23 protein-coding genes are annotated in these 22325 nt (G+C 70.8%); 13 read left to right on the top strand and 10 right to left on the bottom strand.

Annotated features, from left to right (window positions below):
• The first annotated feature begins 29 nt into the window (after nucleotides 1-29).
• From paaZ to paaE, 6 genes are all read left to right on the top strand, one after another.
• Nucleotides 30-2057 carry a phenylacetic acid degradation bifunctional protein PaaZ gene (gene paaZ / locus A3CE_RS0131430; RefSeq protein WP_020644076.1) on the top strand — a complete coding sequence of 676 codons (2028 nt, stop codon included), beginning with the start codon at nucleotides 30-32 and terminating at the stop codon, nucleotides 2055-2057.
• Nucleotides 2054-2989, top strand: coding sequence for a 1,2-phenylacetyl-CoA epoxidase subunit PaaA (gene paaA / locus A3CE_RS0131435; protein WP_020644077.1), 936 nt, complete (start codon nucleotides 2054-2056; stop codon nucleotides 2987-2989). The genes paaZ and paaA overlap by 4 nt, the downstream gene beginning before the upstream one ends.
• Nucleotides 2990-3057: 68 nt before the next feature.
• On the top strand, nucleotides 3058-3342 hold the full coding sequence (gene paaB, locus A3CE_RS51920) for a 1,2-phenylacetyl-CoA epoxidase subunit PaaB (protein WP_043792750.1): 285 nt from the start codon (nucleotides 3058-3060) through the stop codon (nucleotides 3340-3342).
• Nucleotides 3339-4196 (top strand): 1,2-phenylacetyl-CoA epoxidase subunit PaaC, encoded by an 858-nt coding sequence (gene paaC, locus A3CE_RS0131445; RefSeq protein WP_020644079.1) that lies wholly within the window; start codon nucleotides 3339-3341, stop codon nucleotides 4194-4196. Before paaB ends, paaC begins: the two co-directional genes overlap by 4 nt.
• Nucleotides 4190-4678 (top strand): 1,2-phenylacetyl-CoA epoxidase subunit PaaD, encoded by a 489-nt coding sequence (paaD, locus tag A3CE_RS0131450; RefSeq protein ID WP_020644080.1) that lies wholly within the window; start codon nucleotides 4190-4192, stop codon nucleotides 4676-4678. Before paaC ends, paaD begins: the two co-directional genes overlap by 7 nt.
• 1 nt (nucleotide 4679) lies before the next feature.
• On the top strand, nucleotides 4680-5732 hold the full coding sequence (gene paaE / locus A3CE_RS0131455; RefSeq protein ID WP_020644081.1) for a 1,2-phenylacetyl-CoA epoxidase subunit PaaE: 1053 nt from the start codon (nucleotides 4680-4682) through the stop codon (nucleotides 5730-5732).
• Here the strand turns inward: paaE and A3CE_RS51925 are convergent.
• From A3CE_RS51925 to ccrA, 6 genes are all read right to left on the bottom strand, one after another.
• Nucleotides 5710-6027, bottom strand: a complete 318-nt coding sequence (locus tag A3CE_RS51925) for a hypothetical protein (RefSeq protein WP_020644082.1) — start codon at nucleotides 6025-6027, stop codon at nucleotides 5710-5712. The genes paaE and A3CE_RS51925 overlap by 23 nt on opposite strands.
• A gap of 5 nt (nucleotides 6028-6032) precedes the next feature.
• Nucleotides 6033-7241, bottom strand: a complete 1209-nt coding sequence (locus A3CE_RS0131465) for a helix-turn-helix domain-containing protein (protein WP_245589617.1) — start codon at nucleotides 7239-7241, stop codon at nucleotides 6033-6035.
• 697 nt (nucleotides 7242-7938) lie between these two features.
• Nucleotides 7939-9111: an adenylate/guanylate cyclase domain-containing protein gene (locus A3CE_RS0131470; protein ID WP_020644084.1), complete on the bottom strand. Its 1173-nt coding sequence runs from the start codon at nucleotides 9109-9111 to the stop codon at nucleotides 7939-7941.
• Between the two features lies 1 nt (nucleotide 9112).
• Nucleotides 9113-9565, bottom strand: coding sequence for a universal stress protein (locus A3CE_RS0131475; protein WP_043791178.1), 453 nt, complete (start codon nucleotides 9563-9565; stop codon nucleotides 9113-9115).
• Nucleotides 9566-9658: 93 nt separating this feature from the next.
• A complete protein-coding gene (locus A3CE_RS0131480; protein WP_020644086.1) occupies nucleotides 9659-10885 on the bottom strand; it encodes a coiled-coil domain-containing protein in 1227 nt (408 codons plus the stop codon).
• 183 nt (nucleotides 10886-11068) lie between these two features.
• Nucleotides 11069-12409, bottom strand: coding sequence for a crotonyl-CoA carboxylase/reductase (gene ccrA / locus A3CE_RS0131485; RefSeq protein WP_020644087.1), 1341 nt, complete (start codon nucleotides 12407-12409; stop codon nucleotides 11069-11071).
• 205 nt (nucleotides 12410-12614) lie between these two features.
• On the opposite strand from ccrA, the gene A3CE_RS51930 reads away from it, so the two are divergent.
• Both A3CE_RS51930 and A3CE_RS0131495 read left to right on the top strand, forming a co-directional pair.
• Nucleotides 12615-12983, top strand: a complete 369-nt coding sequence (locus tag A3CE_RS51930) for an SPW repeat domain-containing protein (RefSeq protein WP_026469063.1) — start codon at nucleotides 12615-12617, stop codon at nucleotides 12981-12983.
• Between the two features lie 19 nt (nucleotides 12984-13002).
• Nucleotides 13003-13575 (top strand): TetR/AcrR family transcriptional regulator, encoded by a 573-nt coding sequence (locus tag A3CE_RS0131495; protein WP_020644089.1) that lies wholly within the window; start codon nucleotides 13003-13005, stop codon nucleotides 13573-13575.
• Nucleotides 13576-13702: 127 nt separating this feature from the next.
• On the opposite strand, the gene mce is transcribed toward A3CE_RS0131495, so the two are convergent.
• Complete coding sequence (mce, locus tag A3CE_RS0131500; RefSeq protein ID WP_026469064.1) at nucleotides 13703-14158, bottom strand: methylmalonyl-CoA epimerase; 456 nt, start codon at nucleotides 14156-14158, stop codon at nucleotides 13703-13705.
• A 137-nt stretch (nucleotides 14159-14295) separates the two neighbouring features.
• Between mce and A3CE_RS0131505 the strand changes: the two genes are divergently transcribed.
• The 3 genes from A3CE_RS0131505 (at nucleotide 14296) to A3CE_RS0131515 (ending at nucleotide 17444) form a co-directional block, all read left to right on the top strand.
• Nucleotides 14296-15483 carry an acetyl-CoA C-acetyltransferase gene (locus A3CE_RS0131505; protein ID WP_020644091.1) on the top strand — a complete coding sequence of 396 codons (1188 nt, stop codon included), beginning with the start codon at nucleotides 14296-14298 and terminating at the stop codon, nucleotides 15481-15483.
• Nucleotides 15484-16449 (top strand): methylmalonyl Co-A mutase-associated GTPase MeaB, encoded by a 966-nt coding sequence (meaB, locus tag A3CE_RS0131510; RefSeq protein ID WP_020644092.1) that lies wholly within the window; start codon nucleotides 15484-15486, stop codon nucleotides 16447-16449.
• 272 nt (nucleotides 16450-16721) lie between these two features.
• Entirely contained in the window at nucleotides 16722-17444 is a 723-nt protein-coding gene (locus A3CE_RS0131515) for a peptidylprolyl isomerase (RefSeq protein WP_020644093.1), read from the top strand.
• A gap of 218 nt (nucleotides 17445-17662) precedes the next feature.
• Here the strand turns inward: A3CE_RS0131515 and pdxR are convergent, their stop codons facing one another.
• Nucleotides 17663-19045, bottom strand: a complete 1383-nt coding sequence (gene pdxR, locus A3CE_RS0131520) for a MocR-like pyridoxine biosynthesis transcription factor PdxR (RefSeq protein ID WP_020644094.1) — start codon at nucleotides 19043-19045, stop codon at nucleotides 17663-17665.
• 46 nt (nucleotides 19046-19091) lie between these two features.
• Between pdxR and A3CE_RS0131525 the strand changes: the two genes are divergently transcribed.
• Both A3CE_RS0131525 and A3CE_RS0131530 read left to right on the top strand, forming a co-directional pair.
• Nucleotides 19092-19553 carry a carboxymuconolactone decarboxylase family protein gene (locus A3CE_RS0131525; protein ID WP_026469065.1) on the top strand — a complete coding sequence of 154 codons (462 nt, stop codon included), beginning with the start codon at nucleotides 19092-19094 and terminating at the stop codon, nucleotides 19551-19553.
• Nucleotides 19550-20287: an isocitrate lyase/PEP mutase family protein gene (locus A3CE_RS0131530; RefSeq protein ID WP_020644096.1), complete on the top strand. Its 738-nt coding sequence runs from the start codon at nucleotides 19550-19552 to the stop codon at nucleotides 20285-20287. Before A3CE_RS0131525 ends, A3CE_RS0131530 begins: the two co-directional genes overlap by 4 nt.
• A 70-nt stretch (nucleotides 20288-20357) precedes the next feature.
• On the opposite strand, the gene A3CE_RS0131535 is transcribed toward A3CE_RS0131530, so the two are convergent.
• Both A3CE_RS0131535 and A3CE_RS0131540 read right to left on the bottom strand, forming a co-directional pair.
• Nucleotides 20358-21965 (bottom strand): solute symporter family protein, encoded by a 1608-nt coding sequence (locus A3CE_RS0131535; RefSeq protein ID WP_020644097.1) that lies wholly within the window; start codon nucleotides 21963-21965, stop codon nucleotides 20358-20360.
• A complete protein-coding gene (locus A3CE_RS0131540) occupies nucleotides 21962-22321 on the bottom strand; it encodes a DUF485 domain-containing protein (protein ID WP_020644098.1) in 360 nt (119 codons plus the stop codon). The genes A3CE_RS0131535 and A3CE_RS0131540 overlap by 4 nt, the downstream gene beginning before the upstream one ends.
• Nucleotides 22322-22325: the final 4 nt, after the last annotated feature.

A 22325-nucleotide genomic window follows, 5' to 3' on the forward strand; every position in this document is an offset into this window, starting at 1 on the left:
CCGGTAGGTAATTCGGCGAGAGGGACCTGATGGCACTGCTGCGCAGCTACGTCTCCGGGAGCTGGCACACGGCGGCGGACGAGGGTGTCCCGCTGCACGACGCGGCCAGCGGCGAGGAGGTCGCCCGGATCTCGTCGGCGGGGGTCGACTTCGCGGCCGCCCTCGAGTACGGCCGCCGGGTCGGCGGCCCGGCGCTGCGGGAGCTGACCTTCCACCAGCGTGCGGCCCTGCTCAAGGCCCTGGCCTCGCACCTGCGTGAGCACCGCGACGAGCTGTACGCACTCTCCGCTCGCACGGGTGCCACCCTCGGTGACTCGAAGTTCGACATCGACGGCGGCATCGGCGTCCTGTTCAGCTACGCCTCCAAGGGCAAGCGCGAGCTGCCGAACGACACGGTCTATGTCGAGGGCAACGTCGAGCCGCTCTCGCGCGGGGGCACGTTCGTCGCGCAGCACATCGCGACGCCGCTGCGGGGCGTCGCCGTCCAGATCAACGCGTTCAACTTCCCGGTGTGGGGGCCGTTGGAGAAGTTCGCCCCGGCGTTCCTCGCCGGGGTGCCGAGCCTGGTCAAGCCCGCGAGCTCGACGGCGTACCTGACCGCGCGGCTGGCCGAGCTGATCATCGAGTCGGGCATCCTGCCGGAGGGTGCGCTGCAGTTCGTCGCGGGCAGCGTCGGCGACCTCCTCGACCACGTCACCGCGCAGGACCTGGTGTCGTTCACCGGGTCGGCTTCGACCGCCCAGAAGCTGCGGGCGCACCCGGCGATCGTGCGGAACTCCGTGCGGTTCAACGCCGAGGCGGACTCGCTGAACTGCTCGATCCTCGGCCCGGACGCGGTGCGCGGGACGACGGAGTTCGACCTGTTCGTCAAGCAGCTCGTCACCGAGATGACGGTCAAGGCGGGGCAGAAGTGCACCGCGATCCGCCGCGCGTTCGTCCCGGCGGAGCTGCTCGACGAGGTCGCCGCGGCCGCGTCCGAACGGCTCGCGAAGGTGACGGTCGGCAACCCGGCGTCGGAAGGCGTCCGGATGGGCGCGCTGGCCAGCCTGGAGCAGCGCGAAGAGGTCCGGCGGTCGCTCAAGGCGCTGCTGGACGCCGGGAGCGTCGTGTTCGGCGACCCGGAAAACGTCTCGGTGGTCGACGCCGACGCCGAGCGCGGCGCCTTCATCTCGCCGGTGCTGCTCAAGGCCGACCCCGAACGCTCCGAGCCGCACGAGGTGGAGGCGTTCGGGCCGGTCTCGACGCTCATGCCGTACACGTCGACCGAGCAGGTCGTCGACTTCGCCGCGCGCGGCGGCGGCAGCCTGGCCGGGTCCGTGGTGTCGGCGGACAAGGAGTTCGTGCGCGAGGTCGTCCTCGGCGCGGCGCCGTTCCACGGACGGCTGCTCGTGCTCGACGCCGAGGACGCGAAGGAGTCCACCGGGCACGGTTCGCCGATGCCGCAGCTGGTCCACGGTGGCCCGGGCCGCGCGGGCGGCGGCGAGGAGATGGGCGGCATCCGCGGCGTGCTGCACCACATGCAGCGCACCGCAGTGCAGGGTTCGCCTGCCGTCTTGAGCGCCGTCACCGGCCGCTGGGTCGCCGGCGCGCCGCGCGCCGAAGGCGTCCACCCGTTCCGGAAGTCCCTGGCCGAGCTGAAGATCGGTGACTCCGTCGTCGCCGGGCCGCGCACGGTCACGCAGGAGGACATCGACCACTTCGCCGAGTTCACCGGCGACACCTTCTACGCGCACACCGACCCAGAAGCCGCAGCGGCCAACCCGCTGTTCGGCGGGATCGTCGCGCACGGCTACCTGGTCGTCTCGTTTGCGGCAGGGTTGTTCGTCTCGCCCGAGCCGGGCCCGGTGCTGGCCAACTACGGCCTGGAGAACCTGCGGTTCCTCACCCCGGTCAAGGTCGGGGACTCGCTGACGGTCACGTTGACCGCGAAGCAGATCACCCCGCGGATCGACCAGGAGTACGGCGAGGTCCGCTGGGACGCCGGCGTCACGAACGCCGCGGGCGAGTCCGTCGCCAAGTACGACGTCCTGACCCTGGTTTCGAAGGAGCAGCCGTGACCTTGGATGGGACACAGCTCCAAGAACACTTCGAGGCGACGATCGAGCGTGATCAGCGGATCGAGCCGCGCGACTGGGTGCCCGACGGCTACCGCAAGACGATGATCCGGCAGATCGCGCAGCACGCGCACTCGGAGATCATCGGGATGCAGCCGGAGGGCAACTGGATCACGCGGGCGCCGTCGCTGCGGCGCAAGGCGATCCTGCTGGCCAAGGTGCAGGACGAAGCCGGCCACGGGCTCTACCTGTACTCGGCCGCGGCGACACTGGGTGCGGACCGGGCGGACCTCACCGACAAGCTGATCACCGGACGCCAGAAGTACTCGTCGATCTTCAACTACCCGACGCTGACCTTCGCCGACGTCGGCGTGATCGGCTGGCTGGTCGACGGCGCGGCGATCTGCAACCAGGTGCCGCTGTGCCGGTCGTCGTACGGGCCGTACGCGCGGGCGATGATCCGGATCTGCAAGGAGGAGTCCTTCCACCAGCGGCAGGGCTACGAGCTGCTGATGACGATGATGCGCGGGACTTCGCAACAGCGAGAGATGGTCCAGGAGGCCGTGAACCGCTGGTGGTGGCCGTCGCTGATGATGTTCGGGCCGCCGGACGCCGATTCGCCGAACACCGCGCAGTCGATGGCGTGGAAGGTCAAGCGCCACACCAACGACGAGCTGCGGCAGCGCTTCGTCGACATGTCGGTGCCGCAGGCCGAAGCCCTCGGCGTCACCTTCCCGGACCCCGAGCTGCGCTGGAACGCCGAGCGCGGGCACTACGACTTCGGCGCGGTGGACTGGGACGAGTTCAAGAACGTCCTGAAGGGCAACGGGCCCTGCAACGCTTCGCGGATCGCGCACCGGCGCCGGGCCCACGAAGAGGGCGCGTGGGTGCGGGAAGCCGCCGTCGCGCACGCCGGAAAGAAGGAGCGCAAGTGACCGACTTGACGGCCGAAGGCGGCCACGGCGCCGTCCCGCTGGAAGGCGTCCCCGCCGCCCCGGGCCCGATCAAGCACGACTGGCCGCTGTACGAGGTGTTCGTCCGAGGCAAGCGCGGGCTGAACCACGTGCACGTCGGGTCGCTGCACGCGGCCGACGACCAGATGGCGCTGCACCACGCGCGTGACCTCTACACGCGCCGCAACGAGGGCGTGTCGATCTGGGTGGTGCGCGCCTCGGACATCACGGCGTCGTCGCCGGACGAGAAGGACCCGTTCTTCGCGCCCAGCGGCGACAAGGTGTACCGGCACCCGACGTTCTACGACATTCCCGAGGAGGTGCCGCACATATGAGTTTCGACAACGTGTACGAGGCCATCACCGAGGAGAACGACGCCCGCTGGGCGTTCGGCACCGGCTTCGAAGACTCGCTGTCCGGAGTGGACACCTCGGTACCGTCCGGTGTGGACGGTGCGCGGCTGTCGGCCTACTGCCTGATGCTGGGCGACGACGCGCTGATCTTCTCCCACCGGCTCCAGGAGTGGTGCACCAACGCGCCGGAGCTGGAGGACGAGGTCGCCATCGCGAACATCGCCCTCGACCTGCTCGGCCAGGCGCGGCTGCTGCTGGCCCGGGCCGGCAAGGCCGACGGCTCCGGTCGCTCGGAGGACTCCTACGCGTTCGGGCGCATGGAGAACGAGTTCCGCAACGTCCGGCTCGCGGAGCTGGGCGGCGGGCACTTCGGGCACCTGATCGCGCGGCTGTTCGTGTTCTCGACGTGGCGGCTGGCGCTGCTCCAGCGGCTGGTTTCGTCGGTGGACCCGGTGCTGGCGGCGATCGCGGACAAGGGCGTCAAGGAGGTGACCTACCACCGCGACTACGCGGCGCAGTGGCTGGTCCGCCTCGGCGACGGCACGCCGTTGTCGCACTCGCGGATGCAGGAGGGGCTCGACGCGGTCTGGCCGTACGTGGGGGAGCTGTTCCGCGCGCACTCGCTGGAACTCGTGGACGCGGCGTCCCTGCGGCCAGAGTTCGACGCGGTGCTGGACCAGGCCCTCGCCGCGGCTTCGCTGGCGCGGCCGTCGTCGGGTGAGCTGGCCGGGGTGTCGGGCCGGACGGGCCGCGACGGCGTCCACACCGAGCAGCTGGGGTTCCTGCTGGCGGAGCTGCAGAGCGTGGCCCGGGCGATGCCGGACGCGAAATGGTGACCGCCGAGGCCGTGGCCGCCACGGTCACCGACCCCGAGCTGCCGATGCTGACGCTGGCGGACCTGGGCGTGCTGCGCTCGGTGTCCGAGTCCGAGGGGCGCGTGGTCGTCGCGATCACGCCGACGTACACGGGCTGCCCGGCGATGGACACCATGCGCGACGACCTGGAGCACGCGCTGCTCGCGGCGGGCTACTCGGACGTCGAGATCCGGACGCAGCTGTCGCCGGCGTGGACATCGGACTGGATTTCCTTGTCGGGGCGGGAAAAGCTGGCCGCGGCCGGCATCGCCCCACCGGCCGCGGCGCCGCGGCGGTCAGGCCCGATCCCGCTGACGCTGTCGGCGCCGGTCACGCTTGTGTCGTGTCCGCACTGCGGTTCCGCGGACACCGAAGAGCAGTCCCGTTTCGGCGCGACGGCGTGCAAGGCGCTTCGGCGCTGCCGCGCGTGTCTCGAGCCGTTCGAGCACGTCAAGGAGATCTGAGGTGGCGCGGTTCCACGAGCTGACGGTGGCGGGGGTCGAGCGGCTGTGCGACGACGCGGTCGCGGTGACGTTCGACGTGCCTTCTTCCCTGGCCTCCGAATTCGACTTCAAGCCGGGGCAATCGCTGACGCTGCGGCGATCGATCGACGGCCGCGACGAGCGCCGGTCGTACTCGATCTGCGCCCCGTCGGGCGCGCCACCCCGGGTCGGCGTGCGGCTGGTGCCGGACGGCCTGTTCTCGTCGTGGCTGGTGAGCGAGGTCGGCGTCGGCGACACGATCGAGGTGGCCCCGCCGACGGGTTCGTTCACCCCGGACCTGGCCTCGGGCGGCCACCACGTCCTGATCGCGGCGGGCTCGGGCATCACCCCGGTGCTGTCGATCGTGTCCTCGCTGCTCCGGTTTTCGACGGCGACGGTGACGGTGCTGTACGGCAACCGCCGCACGGACACGGTGATGTTCGCGGACGAGCTGGCGGACCTGAAGGACAGCGCGCCGTCGCGGCTGGAGCTGATCCACGTGCTGTCCCGGGAGCCGCGGGAGGCGGAGCTGTTCACGGGCCGCCTGGACGTCCCGAAGCTGCGGGCGCTGTTTTCCTCTTTGGTGCCGGCGGCTTCCGTGGACCACTGGTGGCTGTGCGGCCCGTTCGAGATGGTTTCCGGAGCCAGGGACCTCTTGACGTCCCTGGGGGTACCGGAGTCGCGGGTGCACCAGGAGCTGTTCTACGTGGACACGCCACCGGCCCCGGTGGAGCATCTCGACCCGGCGGTTTCGGGTGAGTCTTCGGAAGTGACGCTGGTCCTGGACGGCCGTTCGACACCGATGACGCTGCCCCGGTCGACGTCGGTGCTGGACGGCGCGCAGAAGTTCCGCCCGGACCTGCCGTTCGCCTGCAAGGGCGGGGTGTGCGGAACCTGCCGGGCCAGGGTGACGGAGGGCAAGGTCGACCTGCGACGGAACTTCGCCCTGGAGAAGGCGGAGGTGGCGGCGGGCTTCGTCCTGACGTGCCAGTCGTACCCGGTCTCGGAGACACTCACGGTCGACTTCGACGCCTGAAGTGCTTGCGTCGCTGAAGGGCGGCGCGCAGACGGATGAAACCCTTCCAGCTCAGTCCGCCCACGACGGGAGACGTGACAGCTCCCGCGAGCAAGGCCAGACCACCGGCGACGTGGCCCGTGGCCGCCGGCACGCTGCCGGCGATGATCGAGACGACGAGCAGCACACTGATGACCGAGAGGGTGGCGGCCTTGATCAGGCGCAGCAGGTTCTCGGTTCGCGTTTTGCCACTGACGACGTACCCGATGAGAGCGCAGATGCCTGTCGGCAGCTCTGACGTGCCGGGTTCGGCCATGGGATTCACCATCCCCGGGCCGGATCCCGGCCGGGCCCCAGCGGCTCTGCGAGGAGAGCACGGACCTCGTCGACCTTCTTGCCGTTCCCCTTTCCCAGAGCGGTACGCAACCGGCGCAGGTCCAGCTGGGCGGTAGCGGATTCGAGCACGCGTGCGTCGTCGGCCAGGCTGATGACGTGCGCACTTGCTGCGTCGACGTCGCCCGCTTCGGCTTGGGCCAGAGCCAGCCGCGCCTGTACCCGATGACGCCACCGCGGGTTGTCCATCGGTACCGTCTCCAGCGCTTCCTGGAGAGCGCGTGAAGTGGCCGGAGAACCGTCGCCCAGTTCGAACAGCGCCCACCCTTCGGTGACCGCGCGGTGGACTTCGGCGTCGAGGCTGCTGTCCTCGCCGTACTCGCCGACATTGCCGGTGGGCATGCACTCCACCGAGGTCAGCGCAGCCCGGAGGCCGGCGGGGTCTTTCCTCAGCGCGTGAACCCGAGCTTCCCGGATGGCCAGCAGGCCCCGCAGCCAAGGATCGCCTGCCTCGAACCACCGCCCGGCGGTCACGACGTGCGCGAGCGCGGACTCGTGCTCCTCGGCTTCGAGCGCGATATCGGCCAGTCGCAGGTGAGCGAAGCCGACGAGATCGTCCCGTCCGGCCGCTCGGGCGAGCTCTCCCGACTGGACGGTCCACTGACGTGCCGCGCGCACGTCGCCGATCTCCTGCTCGATCCATCCGGCGAGCTCGGCAGCTCGGGCGGCGAGCACACTGACAGTTTCGTCCCGTCGGCCGAGGTGCTGTTGCAGGCGGAGAGCCAGGTCGCGAACGGCGGGGGCCACCAGCCGCGGTGCCGCGATACGAGCGAGTCCCCGGTACTGCTTGAGCAGCTCTCCCATGATCGCCAACGCCGCTGTTCCGATCACCACCGGGGCGTCATCGGGCTCACGTGTGAGGTCTGCGGCCGGCAGTCTCGCTTGTAGAGCTGCACGCGGCGTGTTCTCAGGCACGAGGGCGAGCAGCTCACCGCGTGCGTCGAGGGCTTGGTCGCAGGACTTCGCGAGATCTCGGTTCACCCGGACTTTGCCGTTCTCGACCTTGCTGAGATAGCCCTTGGTGAAGTGGACCGCCGCGGCCAGGCCGGTGAGCGACATCCCTGCCGACGTGCGCCGGCGTTTCAGCTCCGTCCCGAAATCGGGCATCGGCCCTCGCTCGGGCTCAGCAGCGTCCATCGATGGGCTTCTCGCGCCATCGACGATCCGGCCGCGGCCAGGACATGCCGATCGTGGGGAGAAGGAACCCGTGAATCATCGGACACCACCGCACTTCTGCTCAGCTCCGGACGAAGGCTTCTCGCCCGGGCTGGTCGGCTGGTCCGTGCTGCCCGGCAGTTGGCGCTACCGGGCCTCCGAGGTCGCTCAGGCGGCTCCATGATGCAACGCGCACCATCGTCTTGGCCAGCCCTCGGGGGCCTGAGAGCGGAGTCGATCGACGTGAAGGCGGTACAGACCCCTCCGCGCCAACAGAAGGAACTGCGTCTCGATGCTTCGCCCGGAAACGGCAGACCGCATCGAAAACCGAATGCGAGAAGGCCTGCGTCCGGTTGTTGTCCAGGATTCGTCCGGCAGTACCGTCCGGCAAGAAGTTTCTTGTTGCTCGCTCAGCGCGAAACGAGAAACGGGACGTCCGCCGTCGGGTATCCCGCGGTGGTCGGAGGCCCGAGACCGGGCGAAGGATGTGAAAGTCCCCCTGCGCCAACAGGGGGACCTTCGGCCCGATGCTTCGTCCGGAGCTGGCAGACGGCGTCGGGAGACGGAATGCAAAACGAGCTTGGCTCGGTTCTCGTCCAGGATTTGTCCTTCACATTCCGGCGACAAGGAGTTTCCTGTTGACTGCACGGGCAGGTAACGGGAAACCCCTCGGTAACCGTCAGAGGACGCGCCGACGCCGCCTGCCGCGGAGGCGAGGGACGGCGTCGGAAGACTTGCCGGAACGGGTGGCGTCCGAGGGCTCGGCTGCCGATGCGGTTTCCTCCTCGGCGCCTTCGGCATTCCTGGATACGGGCTCGGTGAGGCCCAGCATCTCCGCCGCCAGTTGCTGGGAACTCGCGAACATGCCCGTCGGCGCTTCCCGGGCCCGCCGCAACGCTGCCGGGCGGAGGCGGTTGTAGCCCCGGACCGTCACCGGCCTGCGGGGCCTCAGCTCGTACGCCTTCTCCTCCGACAGCTCCGCCGCCAGCTCGCGATCGACCAGGATCGTGCCAGGGCGGGCCACCGACGTCAGGCGGGCCGCCAAGTTCACCACCGAGCCGTAGACGTCGCCGAAGCGCGACAAGATCCGGCCCGAGGCCATGCCCGCGCGGACCGAAGGCAGGTTCTCGTCCGCCGAGGTGCGTTCGGTCAGCGTCAGCGCTATCTCCGCCGCGTCGACCGGCGCGTCGGCGACGAACAGGACCTCGTCGCCGATCATCTTCACCACCCGGCCGTGGTGCTCGGCGATCACCTCCGTCGCCAGCGTCTCGAACGCGTCGAGCACGCGGCTCAGCTCTTCTTCGTCGATCTGGCGCGTCAGCCGCGTGTAGCCCACCATGTCGACGAAGCCGACCACCTGGGTGCGGGTTTCGAGGTGCTCGTCCGGCGCGGCCAGCGCGCGTCCCGCGTACGCGGCCAGGTGGCGCCGCCAGACGAAGTTCTGCACCCGCTCCAGCTCCGGCAGCAACCGGTCCACCAGCCGGGCGATCTGCCGCTCACTGCCACCCAGCTCCGGCTGCTCGGTGATCAGCGCCCACAGCATGTCGACCTGCCACTCGGCCAGCCGCGACAGGTGCTGGCCGAGCGCGCGCGTCACCGACACCTCGATGCTCGGGTCGATCAGCCCCGACTGGACCAGCTGGTCCGCGGTCCGCATCGCCTCGACGTCCGCGTCGGTGAAGACCACCTCGTCGTCGCGCACCGTCGCGAAGCCCAGGGCGCGCCAGAGGCGGCGTGACCGGTCGTCGGGCACGCCGGCCTTCTCCGCCACCTCGAGCCGGGTGTACTTCCGCCTGCCGCCGAGCAGGACGCGTTCGAGCCGCTGCTGGAGCTCTTCGCTCGAATCGACCACGTCAGGTCGTGTGGACGATCAGCACGTCCACACCGGACTTGCGGGCGACCTCCGACGGCACCGAGCCCAGGATGCGGCCGGCGATCGTGTTCAGCCCCCGGTTCCCGACCACCAGCAGGTCGGCCTCGCGCTCGCGCACGACCTTGCGCAGCGAGTCGACCGGGTCGCCCTTCATCGCGACCGTGTCGATCTTCTCGGCTCCCGCGCGTGCCGCGCGGTCCCGGGCCGACTGCAGGGTGTCTTCGGCCGGTGCCGAGCCGACGACCTGGTACGCCTCTTCGCCGAGGGCGTCCTGGGCCTTGTCGACGTCGGACTGGCTGGCCGGGTAGTACGCACACGCGATGACGAGCGTCGCGCCCGCGTCACCGGCCACCGCCGCCGCCCGGTCCACCGCCGCGAACGAGGACTCCGAGCCGTCCGTGCCCACCACCACGGTCCGATATGCCGCACCCATGCGCAAAACCTCCAGGTTATCCCGCGTGAGCAGGGACGATGGCCGGCCGGTGCCGGCCGCGCAGGCTCGTCCGCGCCCGTGTCGGGTGGAAGGTTACTCGCCAGTCGCTTTCTGCGCTCCGCTCGGCCGCGGAGCCGGCTTCGGCGCTGCTTTGGGGGACGCTGTGGGGGCGGGCTTGGTCCCGGGCCGGGTACCGGGCTTGGGCTTCGGCACGTCGGCGGCGCGGATCCGGATCGTCTCTTCGACGTCGGTCACCCGGACCGTCTTCTCGGTGTCGTCCCCGGGCTTCTGGTCCTGGCCGGTCTTGCCGGTCCGGTCCGCGGTCAGGTCGGCCGTGATGTCCGCGGGGACCTTCACGTCGTCGCCGAGGACGGTGTGCGCCTCGGCCAGCACCGCCCGCGCCGAGCGCACCTGCTCGGCCAGCCCGCCGCGCACCTTCCGCAGCGCGTCGACCCGCTCGTTCGCCTGGGTGATCCGCCGGTTCGACTCCTCGGTCGCCGCCGTCACGCGGCGCCGCGCCTCGTCGGCCGCCTCCGCGAGCCGGGCGTTCGCCTCGGTGATCGAGTCCTGGCGGCGCTTGTTCGCCTCCGCGACCGATTCCCGCTGGCGGCGGTCGATGTCGGCCCTGGCGGCCTTCTCCTCTTCGAGGACCTTCGCGCGGATGTCGGCGGCGTCCTGCGTGGCCTCCTGGACGCGCCGCGCGGCTTCGGCCTTGCTCGCCGCCTCCTGCTCGGCCAGCACCCGCATCGCCTCGGTGCGGCGCGAGGCCATCGCGATCTCGAAGTCCTCTTCGACCTTCGTGCGGCGGTCCGAGGACTCGGTGTCGAGCCGCTTGCGCTCCGCCTCGGCCTTGTCGGTGATCTCCTTGGCCTGCGCGCGGGCGTCTTCGAGCACCTTGCGGTGCTCCGCCTCCATCTCCTTGCGCCGCAGGTCGAGTTCGGTGAGCAGCTGCTCGTACCGGGCGCGCATGGCGCTCGCGTCCGTCTCCGCCTTGGCCCGGATGTGCCCGGCCTCGGCTTCGGCGCGAGCGCGGGTGTCGGCCGACTCGTCCTGAGCCAGGCGCAGCATCCGCTGCAGCCGCTCGGACAGGCCTTCGACGCTCGTCGGCGGCTGGGCCAGCCGGTCGACCTGCCCGCGCAGGTCCGCGATCTCGCCGCGGGAGATCTCCAGCTGCCGGGCCAGGTCGCCGGCCTGCGCGATGGCGGCGTCCCGATCCGCGGTGAGCATCTTCAGGTCGGCGTCCAGCCGTTCGAGGTGCTCGTCGACCTGCGCTCGGCTGTACCCGCGCTTCGCTACGTCGAAGCCGGCTCCCAGCGGCACAAGCTCCCGTTCATCGCCAAGGCTCATGGCCCTACCGTAGTCGCAGTCCGGTCACGGAAGGGTGAGCACCCGGGCCGTGCGCCGAACGCGCCGTCTGCCGCGGTGAAGGGAACTGGCGGATTTCCGCTGCTCTTCGGCGATTTCCGACGCCGGGAGCGCGACCGCTCCCGGCGCCTTCGCGGCTCAAGCGCCGCGGAACGCGTTGATCGCGTCGAGGTGCTTCGCGCGCTTCTCCTCGTTGCGGACGCCGAGGCCTTCTTGCGGGGCGAGCGCGAGCACGCCGACCTTGCCCTGGTGGGCGTTGCGGTGCACGTCCAGCGCGGCCTGCCCGGTCTCCTCGAGCGGGTAGGTCTTGGAGAGCGTCGGGTGGATCAGCCCCTTCGCGATCAGCCGGTTCGCCTCCCAGGACTCGCGGTAGTTCGCGAAGTGGGAGCCGATGATCCGCTTCAGGTTCATCCACAGGTAGCGGTTGTCGTACTGGTGCATGTATCCCGAGGTCGACGCGCACGTGACGATCGTGCCGCCCTTGCGCGCGGCGTAGACGGACGCGCCGAACGTCTCCCGGCCCGGGTGCTCGAACACGATGTCCGGGTCCTCGCCGCCGGTCAGCTCGCGGATCTTCGCGCCGAAGCGCTGCCATTCCTTCGGGTCCTGCTCGGTGTCGCTCTTCCAGAACTTGTAGTCCTCGGCGCTGCGGTCGATGATCAGCTCGGCGCCGAGCTTCCGGCAGATCGCCGCCTTCTCCGGGCTGGACACGACGCACACCGGGATCGCGCCGCCGTTCAGCGCGTACTGCGTCGCGTAGGAGCCGAGGCCGCCCGAGGCGCCCCAGATCAGGACGACGTCACCCTGCTTCATGTCCGCGCCGTTGCGCGAGACGAGCTGGCGGTAGGCGGTCGAGTTGACCAGGCCGGGGGAGGCGGCCTCTTCCCAGGTCAGGTGGTCCGGCTTCGGCATCAGCTGGTTGGCCTTGACCAGCGCGATCTCGGCGAGCCCGCCGAAGTTCGTCTCGAAGCCCCAGATCCGCTGCTCGGTGTCGAGCATCGTGTCGTTGTGCCCGTCCGGGCTTTCGAGCTCGACGTTCAGGCAGTGCGCGACGACCTCGTCGCCCGGCTTCCAGTTGTGCACGCCGACGCCGGTCCGCAGCACGACGCCGGCCAGGTCGGAGCCGACGACGTGGTAGGGCAGGTCGTGCCGCTTGGCCAGCGGCGAGAGCTTCCCGTACTTCTTGAGGAACTTGAACGTGGGGATCGGCTCGAAGATCGACGTCCACACGGTGTTGTAGTTGATGGCGCTCGCCATCACGGCGACCAGCGCCTCGCCGGGGCCCAGCTCCGGGACGGGGACCTCGTCGACGTGCAGGGACTTGCGGGGGTCCTTGTCCCGGCTCTCGAGGCCTTCGAACATGTCGACCTCGTCCGCGCGCACGGTCACCCCGCGGTAGCTCTCGGGCACGGGCAACGAGCCGACCGCGGCGGACTCGCCGTTCAAGATGGCCTGCTGGATCTCGCCGAGCTGCGTCATCGGTTCCTCCGCGGAGATGGGGGTCAACGGCGTTGGCGCCAGAAATTACCCGCCGGTAACACGCGCCCACAACTGTACGAGACGAGCGGCACCCTCACACGCCGAACTGTGACCCGGATATCTTGACCGGCTGGCCAGTCAAGCGGATCATTGAAACCGGGTACACCCACCCGGCCAGCAGTTTCACCGACGGAGGTGAGCACGAATGAGTGAAGTCTCTACGCGCGCATGGACCCGGCCCCACGATTGGGCCGAGGTCGTCATCGGGGTGGTCGCCGCTCTTTCACCCCTTTGGCTGAGCACGGACACGACCGCGATGTGGACGATGGTCGTCCTGGGTGCCTTGATCGCTCTCGACGGCCTCGTCTCGCTGGCGATGCCGGGCATGGTCTACGGCGAAGGCGTCCAGATCGCGCTCGGCGTGCTGCTCTTCATCGCGCCGTGGGTGATGAGCTACACCGAGTTCAACGGCGCGTCCTGGACGTCCTGGATCGCCGGCGTGCTGACGGTCATCGCCGGCGCGGCGGCGATGCCGGTCGCGAACGCCGCCCACCGCACGGCAGGCCAGCACTGACGCACCAGGAGGCACCGGAATGACCGAGGATTCGGCGAAGGAGCGCATTCTCTGCGCCGCCGAGGCGCTCTTCGCCGAGTCCGGCTTCGACGCCACCCCGACCTCCCGCATCGCCGAGCGGGCCGGGGTGCCGAAGGGGCTGGTGCACTACTACTTCCGGCACAAGTCGGATCTGCTCACCGCGCTCGTCGAGCGGCTGCCCGACGAGCGCATCGAGCCGGCCGTGGTCGTCGTCCCCGGCGACCTCGTGGGCAGCCTGCGGCGGCTCGTCCGCGAACTCGACCACCGCTTCAGCCGGTCTCTCGGCCTCTCCCACCTCCTGTGGCGCGAGGCCGACACCCACCACGTCGTCCGCGACGCCCTCCACGAACGCTTCCAGGTCCTCGTCCGGCAGGTCCGCGCGGTGATCGTGGCGGCCACCGGCGGCGGGCTCCCGCCGGCCGACGTCGAGCGGGCGTCCGGCCTGCTGGCCCGCGCGGTCAGCCACCGCCACGCCACGGCCCGGCACTCGGAAGACGACCTGCCCGCCGAGTTCGACGGCGAGCTGACCTTCATCGCCGACGCGCTGTCCGCCAAGGCGGCACCCGCCTAGCCCGCCAGGTGGGCCGGCGTCCGAGGTGCGCTCGGCAGGTATCCCCTCGGGGCACCCGCCCGGTTCCCGGCACCGGCGTTCGGTTTCGTCACGCCGGAACCCTTGCGCCGGAACGGGCCGGCCGCGCTCAGTGCGGGGCGCCGTCCTTCGCCGGCTCCACCAGCTCCACCAGGACGCCGCCGGCGTCCTTCGGGTGGACGAAGTTCACCCGGCTGTTCGACGTTCCCCGTTTCGCCTCCTCGTACAGCAGGCGCAAGCCCTGTTCGCGCAGGGCCGCCGCCGCGGCGTCCACATCGGACACGCGGTACGCCAGCTGCTGCAGCCCGGGGCCGCTCTTGGCCAGGAACTTGCCGATCGCCGAGTCTTCGCGCAACGGTGCCAGCAACTGGATCTGCGTCTCGGTGCCCGCCGTGCCGGGCGCGCGCAGCATCGCCTCCCGCACCCCCTGCTCCTCGTTCACCTCCTCGTGCGCGACTTCGAGGCCGAAGTGCGCGCGGTGGAACTCGATGGCCGCGTCGAGGTCCGGGACCGCGATGCCGACGTGGTCGATGGCCGTCACGAACGGCCGCAGGGCGTCATTCATGGAGGCAGGATAGGGGGCCCGCGCGCCGCGCCGAGCCGGAATCGTCGCGTGCCCCGCCTCACACTGGCTCCATCAAGAAGCCCTGCTCCCGGGTATGGTCGGCAAAACTGCCCATGCGCCGATGCTTGGAGGACGCCGTGTCCGGTTCCGTGATCCTGGGTGCCGCCCGTACGCCGATCGGGCGCCTGCTGGGCTCCCTCAAGGACTTCACGGGGGCTCAGCTGGGCGGGGTCGCGATCAAGGCGGCCCTCGAACGCGCCGGGGTCTCCCCGGACGCGGTGCAGTACACGATCATGGGCCAGGTGCTGACCGCCGGCGCCGGCCAGATCCCGGCCCGCCAGGCCGCGGTCGCCGCGGGCATCCCGATGAGCGTGCCCGCGCTGACGATCAACAAGGTCTGCCTCTCCGGCCTCGACGCCATCGCGCTCGCCGACCAGCTCATCCGCGCCGGTGAGTTCGACCTCGTCGTCGCCGGCGGCCAGGAGTCGATGACCCAGGCGCCGCACCTGCTGCCGAAGTCCCGCTCCGGCTTCAAGTACGGCGACACCACGCTCGTCGACCACATGGCCTACGACGGTCTCTTCTGCGCGTTCGACCAGGTCGCCATGGGCTCCTCGACGGAGAAGTACAACGCCCGCTACGGCGTCACCCGCGAGCAACAGGACGCCTTCTCCGCGCGCTCCCACCAGCGTGCCGCCGAGGCGATCAAGAACGGCTACTTCGCCGACGAGATCGCGCCGGTCTCCATCCCGCAGCGCAAGGGCGACCCGGTCGTCTTCGACACCGACGAAGGCGTCCGCGCCGAAACGACCGCCGAGAGCCTCGCGAAGCTGCGTCCCGCCTTCGCCTCCGATGGCACCATCACCGCGGGCTCGGCCTCGCAGATCTCCGACGGCGCCGCCGCGGTCGTCGTGGCCAGCAGGGCGAAGGCCGAGGAACTCGGCATCACACCGCTCGCCGAGATCGGCGCGCACGGTGTCGTCGCCGGGCCCGACGCGAGCCTGCACGAGCAGCCGTCGAACGCCATCCTCGCCGCGCTGGCGAAGGCGAACCTGACCGCCGGCGCGCTCGACCTCGTCGAGATCAACGAGGCCTTCGCCGCGGTCGGGCTGGTCTCCACCGAGAAGCTCGGCCTCGACCCCGAGAAGGTCAACGTCAACGGCGGTGCCATCGCGCTCGGCCACCCGATCGGTGCCTCCGGCGCGCGGCTCGCCGTGCACCTCATCCACGAACTGCGCCGCCGCGGTGGCGGGCTCGGCGCGGCCGCGCTGTGCGGTGGCGGCGGCCAGGGCGACGCGCTGCTGCTGCGGGTGCCGTCCGCGTAAGTGGCCGGCCCACTCGACCTCGACGACCTCGTCGGCCGCGCGCGGGACGGGCAGCCCCGTGCCGTCGCGCGGCTGCTGTCGCTCGTCGAGGACGCCCACCCCCGCGTCGCCGAGATCGCGCGGGCGCTGACCCCGCACACCGGGCGGGCCCGGGTCGTCGGGCTCACCGGGCCACCCGGCGTCGGCAAGTCGACCTCGACTTCGGCGCTGCTCACCGCGTTGCGCGCGGAGGGCAAGCGGGTCGGTGTCCTGGCGATCGACCCGTCTTCGCCGTTTTCCGGCGGTGCGCTGCTCGGCGACCGGATCCGGATGACCGAGCACGCCACCGATCCGGGAGTGTTCATCCGCTCGATGGCCACGCGCGGGCACCTCGGCGGGCTGTCGTGGGCGACCCCGCAGGCGGTGCGCGTGCTCGACGCCGCCGGCTTCGACATCGTGCTGATCGAGACCGTCGGCGTCGGACAGTCCGAAGTGGACGTCGTGAAACTGGCCGACACCACGGTGGTGCTGCTCGCGCCGGGGATGGGCGACGGTATCCAGGCCGCGAAGGCCGGCGTGCTCGAGATCGCCGACGTCTTCGTCGTCAACAAGGCCGACCGCGAGGGCGCCGACGCGACGGTGCACGACCTCAAGCAGATGATCGCGCTGGCCCGCCGGGAGATCCGGGGAGCCGCCTGGCGCCAGCCGATCGTGCGGACCGTCGCGGCGAAGGGCGAGGGCATCGACGAGCTCGTGAAGGCCCTGTCCTCGCACCATGACTGGCTGGTGGCGCACGACGAGCTGGCGCGGCGCCGGGCGGCCCGGGCGCGCGACGAAGTCGAGGCCATCGCCGTGCGGCGGCTGCGGGCCGAGCTGGCGGACCTGCGCGGCGGGGGACGGCTGGCCGGGGTGGCCGAGCGGGTGGTGGCCCGGGAGATCGATCCGTTCGCCGCCGCCGAGGAACTGATCGCGGACCTGCGAGGTTAATACGGCCCGGACCGCCGACGCGAGCCGTACGAGCAGAAACCTTGCCACGGCAACGGTTCCTCGCTGAAACGCCATGATGCCCTCCCTCGTGTGCGGCGGGTTTGCCGCGTGATGACCATCGTGCGCCGGGGGTACGACAGTTTCCGGGGGGCCCGCGTCCGAGTTCACCCGATGGGCTGACACAGGCGACTTTCGCCGGTTCTGGCTGTCGGTGGCGGGGCCTAGACTGCGGGGCGCTCCGGAACCGGGCGATCACTGGGAGGGCGTGCAGGATGAAGAAAACACTCGTCACCGCGCTGGCGGCGGGCGCGTTGTTCGTGGCGGGCAACGGCGTCGCCACGGCGGCCGACGCTCCGCCGAAGACGACTCACGGGCCGTGCCAGTACACCGAAACCCCCGACGAACCGCCCGCCCGGCCGGTGCCGCTGCCACCCGACCCGCGGCACACGCCGGGCCACGGCAAGGTCGACGTCGCGATCCCGACCAGCCAGGGCGCGCTTCCGCTGCGGCTCGACCGCGCGAAGGCGCCGTGCACCGTGCAGAGCTTCCTGCACCTGGCGCGCCACCGGTTCTACGATCACACGGTGTGCCACCGGCTCACCGCGTACCCGACGCTGAAGGTCCTGCAGTGCGGCGACCCGACCGCGACCGGCGAAGGCGGGCCGGGGTACAAGTACAAGGACGAGCTGCCGGTGGACCTGCCGCCGGCGCCGACCGACCCGACCGGTGCGCGGCGGGTGTACGCGCGAGGACTGCTCGCGATGGCCAACGCGGGGCCGGACACCAACGGTTCGCAGTTCTTCGTGGTGTACGGCGATTCCGCGCTGCGGCCCAACTACACGGTGTTCGGCACGGTCGGCGCCGAGGGGCTGAAGACGCTCGACAAGGTTGCCGCCGGCGGGATCCAGCCGACCGCGGAGGACCCGGCGCCGGTCGACGGCACGCCGGTGCTGCGGACGGAACTGCTCCGCGTCCGGCCGGACTGCTGGTTCTGACGGTGATCGCGGGCCACCCGCTGAGGGTGGCCCGCGGCCATCGCGTGTGATGGGAAGGGCATTACGCGTGATTGGAGGGTCGACTCGCGTGATTGGAGGGTCGGCTCGTGTGCCTGGGCGGTCGGCTCGTGTGATTGGGGGCGGGACTCGCGTGATTGGGGGCGGGACTCGCGTGATTGGGGGCGGGACTTGTGTGATTGGGGGCGGGAGTGGGTGGGTCAGGCGGTGATTTCCCAGAGGGCTTCCACCAGATGCTGGGTTGCGCCGGCGAAGGCGTGTTTCGGGGTTGCCGCGTAGCCGACGATCAGGCCGCCCGGGCAGTCCGGGGTCATCCAGTAGCTGCCCAGGCCCTCGATGCCGATCGAGCGGCGGCGGCAGGCCGCCAGGGCCGTTGCCTCCGAGGGACCGTCCGGGGGCAGGGTCAGCAGCAGGTGCAGGCCCGCCGCGATGCCGTACGGCCGCACCGAGTCCGGCAACGCCGCCAGGAGACGGGCGCGGCGGGAGCGGTACTCCGCGCGGCTGCGGCGGACGTGCTGGTCGTAGGCGCCCGAGTCGATCAGCTCGGCCAGTGCCAGCTGATTCAGCAGCGCCGGGCGTGAACCGCTGTCGGCCATCGCGGCGCGGACCGGTTCGACCAGGGTCCGCGGCAGCACCAGCCACGCCAGCCGCAGCGACGGGGCCAGGGTCTTGCTCGCCGTGCCCGCGTACACCACCCGCTCCGGCGCCAGCGCCTGCAGCGCTCCGACCTGCTGGCGGTCGAAGCGGAACTCGCCGTCGTAGTCGTCTTCCAGCACGAACGCGCCCGATTCGCTCGCCCAGCGGGCCAGCGCCGCCCGCCGGGGCGGGGCCAGCGTGACGCCGGTGGGGTACTGGTGCGCCGCCGTCACGACCGCCGCCGGACTGTCCAAAGCGGACACGTCGATCCCGTGCTCGTCGACCGGAACGCCGACGACCCGCGGTCCCTGTGCCGCCGCGATCGAGCGGTACGTGGCCAGGGAAGGGTTTTCGAACGCCATTTCGCCGACGCCCAGGCCGGCAAGCGCCCGGGACACCACCGCGACGGCGTGTGAATACCCGTGACACACCACGATCCGCGCCGGGTCGGCGACCACTCCGCGGGCGCGGGCGAGGTAGCCGGCGAGGGTGTCCCGCAGTTCCGGCGCGCCCAGTTCCGACTCGTAGCCGAACGCCGCCGCCGGCGTCCGCAGCAGGGCCCGCCGGGTGGCGGTGATCCAGGCATGCCGGGGGAACGCCGTCAGGTCCGGGCGGCCCGGGCGCAGGTCCCAGCGCGGCGCCGGGTCGCGCGGCGCCTGCCGGGGCGCGGACTGGGGGAGCGAGCCCGCCGTCGCCACCCTGGTCGGCGCGCCCTGGGCCGTGCGCAGGTAGCCCTCGGCGGCGAGGTCGGCGTACACGCGGGTGACCGTTCCGCGGGCGACGCCCAGGTCGTGCGCCAATGCGCGGGTCGACGGCACCGCCGCGCCCGGCTGCCACCGGCCCTCCCGGATCGCCGCGCGGATCGCCGCCACGAGCCCGCTGCGGCCCGTCGAGGGCTGCCAGCCGAGGTGGACGTCGAGCCCCGAACTGGACCACGAATCCGTCATGTGACTGGACCATACCCGTGGTCCAGTCGCCGCTAGCGTGAACGGCATGACCAAGCGCATCGGACTCGGGGGCGCGCCCGAGCTCTACCAGGCGATGGCCGGCCTGCAGGCCGAGGTGAACAAAGCCGGGGCCAACGCCGGGCTCGACCCGAAACTCCTGGAGCTGGTGAAGACCCGCGCGTCGCAGCTCAACGGCTGCGCGTACTGCCTCGACATGCACACCCGCGACGCGCTCGAGCTGGGCGAGTCGCCGCGGCGGCTGTTCGTGCTCGACGGCTGGCGCGAGACCGGCCTGTTCACCGAGCAGGAGCAGGCCGCACTGGCCCTCACCGAGGCGATGACCAAGCTGTCCGCGACGCAGGCGGTGCCCGACGACGTCTACGAGCAGGCGGCGAAGGTGTTCACCGAAGACCAGTACCGCGCGGTCGCGTGGGAGATCATCGCGATCAACAGCTGGAACCGGATGACCATCACCAGCCACACGCCGCTGCCGAAGCGGGACGAGTGACCGCCGCCGCGCTCAAGGCGCTGCACGTCCCGGGCAGGCCGCTGGTGCTGCCGAACGTCTGGGACGCCGACACCGCGAAGCTCGTCGAGGCCGCCGGGTTCCCGGCGGTGGCGACCAGCTCGGTCGCCGTCGCGGCCGCGCTCGGGTTCCCCGACGGCGAGGCGGCGCCCGCCGACGAGATGTTCGCCGCCGCCGCGCGGATCGCGAAGGCGGTCGGCGTCCCGGTCACCGTCGACGCGGAGTCGGGCTACGGCCTGTCCGGCGCCGAGCTGGCGGGCCGGCTGCTCGACGCGGGCGCGGCCGGCTGCAACTTCGAGGACACCGACCACGCCACCGGCGAGGTCCGGCCGGTCGCCCGGCAGGCGGAGCGGATCGCCGCCCTGCGTGCCGCGGCGGGGGACGGCTTGGTGATCAACGCGCGCGTCGACTCCTTCCGGGGAGCCGACGCCCGTGAAGCGCTCGAAGCCGGTATTGCCAGGGCGCAGGCCTACTTCGGGGCCGGCGCCGACTGCGTTTACCCGATCCACCTGCGCACGCCCGAACTCATCGCGGAGTTCGTGCGGGGGGTCGGTGGGGCCGTCAACGCGGCCGCTTGGCCGGACAGCCCGGGTCTGGAAGGCCTCGCCGCACTGGGGGTGGCGAGGATTTCGCTGGGTGGCGGCCTCTGGCAGTACGTCCGGAAGCAGTTCGAGGCGGCCGTCACCGGTGTCGCCGAAGGCCGGCTCCCGTACTGACCGGGGAATGGCCGAAGGCCGTCGCGAGGGGATCGGGAACACCCTCGCGACGGCCTTCGGGGTCGGTGCGCTAGTGAACGACCGCCTTTTCGGCGCCCGCGCCGGTGAGGGAGCGGACCTCCATCTCGGCGTACTTCTTCTCGTCGTGCTCCTTGGACAGGACCGTGCCCAGCCAGCCCAGGATGAACGCGGCCGGGATCGACACGATGCCCGGGTTGCTCAGCGGGAACCAGGCGAAGTCCGCGGTCTTGATCATCGACGTGCTCTTGCCCGACACCGCGGGCGAGAACACGATCAGCACGATCGTGATGGCCAGGCCGCCGTAGATCGACCACAGCGCGCCCTGGGTGTTGAACCGCTTCCAGAACAGCGAGTAGAGGATCGTCGGCAGGTTCGCCGAGGCCGCGACCGCGAAGGCCAGCGCGACCAGGAACGCGACGTTCTGCCCGTTGGCCAGGATGCCGCCACCGATGGCGAGGGCGCCGATCACCACCGCGGTGATCCGGGCGACCTTGACCTCCGAGTCCGGCGACGTCTTGCCGCGCTTGACGACGTTCGCGTAGACGTCGTGGGCGAAGGACGCCGACGCCGTGATCGTCAGGCCGGCGACCACCGCGAGGATCGTCGCGAAGGCGACCGCGGAGATCAGGCCCAGCAGCACCGGCCCGCCCAGTTCGAGCGCGAGCAGCGGAGCCGCGGAGTTGACCCCGCCCGGCGCCTTCTTGATCGTGTCCGGTCCGACCAGCGCACCGGCGCCGTAGCCGAGCACCAGTGTGAACAGGTAGAACACGCCGATCAGCACGATTGCCCAGACCACCGAGCGGCGCGCGTCGCGGGCCGTCGGCACGGTGTAGAAGCGCATCAGGACGTGCGGCAGGCCCGCCGTGCCCAGCACCAGCGCGATGCCGAGGGAGAGGAAGTCCAGCTTCGACGTTCCGGTGGCGCCGTACTGCTTGCCCGGGCCGAGCAGCGTCTGCCCGGCCTTGCCCGCCTTGTCGACGGCGGCCTGCAGCAGCTGGGAGAAGTTGAAGCCGTACTTGCCGAGCACCCACAGGGTGATCACGAGCGCGCCGATGATCAGCAGCGCGGCCTTGATGATCTGCACCCAGGTGGTGCCCTTCATGCCGCCGATCAGGACGTAGGCGATCATGATCACGCCGACCACGGCGATCACCAGTGCCTGCGCGCCCTTGCCTTCGACGCCGAGCAGCAGCGCGACGAGACCGCCGGCGCCCGCCATCTGCGCGAGCAGGTAGAAGAACGACACGATCAGCGTCGACGTCGCGGCCGCGGCCCGCACCGGCCGCTGCTTCATCCGGAACGCCAGGACGTCGCCCATCGTGAACTTGCCGGTGTTGCGCAGCAGTTCCGCGACCAGCAGCAGCGCGACGAGCCAGGCGACCAGGAAGCCGATGGAGTAGAGGAAGCCGTCGTAACCGTTGATGGCGATCGCGCCGGCGATGCCGAGGAACGACGCCGCCGACAGGTAGTCACCCGAGATGGCGATGCCGTTCTGCGGGCCGGTGAACGCGCGGCCGGCGGCGTAGTAGTCCGAAGCCGTCTTCGTGTTGCGGCTGGCGCGGAACACGATCACCAAGGTGATGACCACGAAGGCGGCGAAGATGATGATGTTGAGGAGCGGGCTGCTGCCTTCCACACCCGCGGCGATGTTCGTCATGCCTGCTCCTTCGCAGAGTCGCCTTCGATGTCCTCACGGATCTTCTCCGCGACCGGGTCGAGCTTCCGGTTGGCGTACCGGACGTACAGCCCGGTGATCACGAACGTCGAGACGAACTGCAGCAGGCCGAAGATCAGGCCGACGTTGATGTTGCCGAACACCTTTGTGCTCATGAAGCCGTGCGCGTAGTCCGCGAGGAGCACGTACAGCAGATACCAGAGCAGGAACACCGCCGTCATCGGGAAGACGAACCGGCGCAGGCGGCTGCGCAGCTCGCGGAACTCGGTGCTTTCGTGCGCGCGTTCCCAGATGGTTTCTGACGTGTCCGGGGGCCCGCCGGTGTCCGTCGTGCTCATCGCT

Source organism: Amycolatopsis balhimycina FH 1894 (assembly GCF_000384295.1).
Lineage (GTDB): Bacteria > Actinomycetota > Actinomycetes > Mycobacteriales > Pseudonocardiaceae > Amycolatopsis > Amycolatopsis balhimycina.

What these genes read in the sequence shown, in the direction of transcription:
- mce (WP_026469064.1), bottom strand. Translation starts at nt 14,158, where the DNA reads ATGAATGACGCCCTGCGGCCGTTCGTGACGGCCATCGACCACGTCGGC.
- ccrA (WP_020644087.1), bottom strand. Translation starts at nt 12,409, where the DNA reads ATGACGCAGCTCGGCGAGATCCAGCAGGCCATCTTGAACGGCGAGTCC.
- A3CE_RS0131515 (WP_020644093.1), top strand. Translation starts at nt 16,722, where the DNA reads ATGAAGAAAACACTCGTCACCGCGCTGGCGGCGGGCGCGTTGTTCGTG.
- A3CE_RS0131495 (WP_020644089.1), top strand. Translation starts at nt 13,003, where the DNA reads ATGACCGAGGATTCGGCGAAGGAGCGCATTCTCTGCGCCGCCGAGGCG.
- A3CE_RS0131540 (WP_020644098.1), bottom strand. Translation starts at nt 22,321, where the DNA reads ATGAGCACGACGGACACCGGCGGGCCCCCGGACACGTCAGAAACCATC.
- A3CE_RS51930 (WP_026469063.1), top strand. Translation starts at nt 12,615, where the DNA reads ATGAGTGAAGTCTCTACGCGCGCATGGACCCGGCCCCACGATTGGGCC.
- pdxR (WP_020644094.1), bottom strand. Translation starts at nt 19,045, where the DNA reads ATGACGGATTCGTGGTCCAGTTCGGGGCTCGACGTCCACCTCGGCTGG.
- A3CE_RS0131475 (WP_043791178.1), bottom strand. Translation starts at nt 9,565, where the DNA reads ATGGGTGCGGCATATCGGACCGTGGTGGTGGGCACGGACGGCTCGGAG.
- A3CE_RS51925 (WP_020644082.1), bottom strand. Translation starts at nt 6,027, where the DNA reads ATGGCCGAACCCGGCACGTCAGAGCTGCCGACAGGCATCTGCGCTCTC.
- paaC (WP_020644079.1), top strand. Translation starts at nt 3,339, where the DNA reads ATGAGTTTCGACAACGTGTACGAGGCCATCACCGAGGAGAACGACGCC.
- A3CE_RS0131525 (WP_026469065.1), top strand. Translation starts at nt 19,092, where the DNA reads ATGACCAAGCGCATCGGACTCGGGGGCGCGCCCGAGCTCTACCAGGCG.
- A3CE_RS0131465 (WP_245589617.1), bottom strand. Translation starts at nt 7,241, where the DNA reads ATGGACGCTGCTGAGCCCGAGCGAGGGCCGATGCCCGATTTCGGGACG.
- A3CE_RS0131535 (WP_020644097.1), bottom strand. Translation starts at nt 21,965, where the DNA reads ATGACGAACATCGCCGCGGGTGTGGAAGGCAGCAGCCCGCTCCTCAAC.
- paaZ (WP_020644076.1), top strand. Translation starts at nt 30, where the DNA reads ATGGCACTGCTGCGCAGCTACGTCTCCGGGAGCTGGCACACGGCGGCG.
- paaD (WP_020644080.1), top strand. Translation starts at nt 4,190, where the DNA reads ATGGTGACCGCCGAGGCCGTGGCCGCCACGGTCACCGACCCCGAGCTG.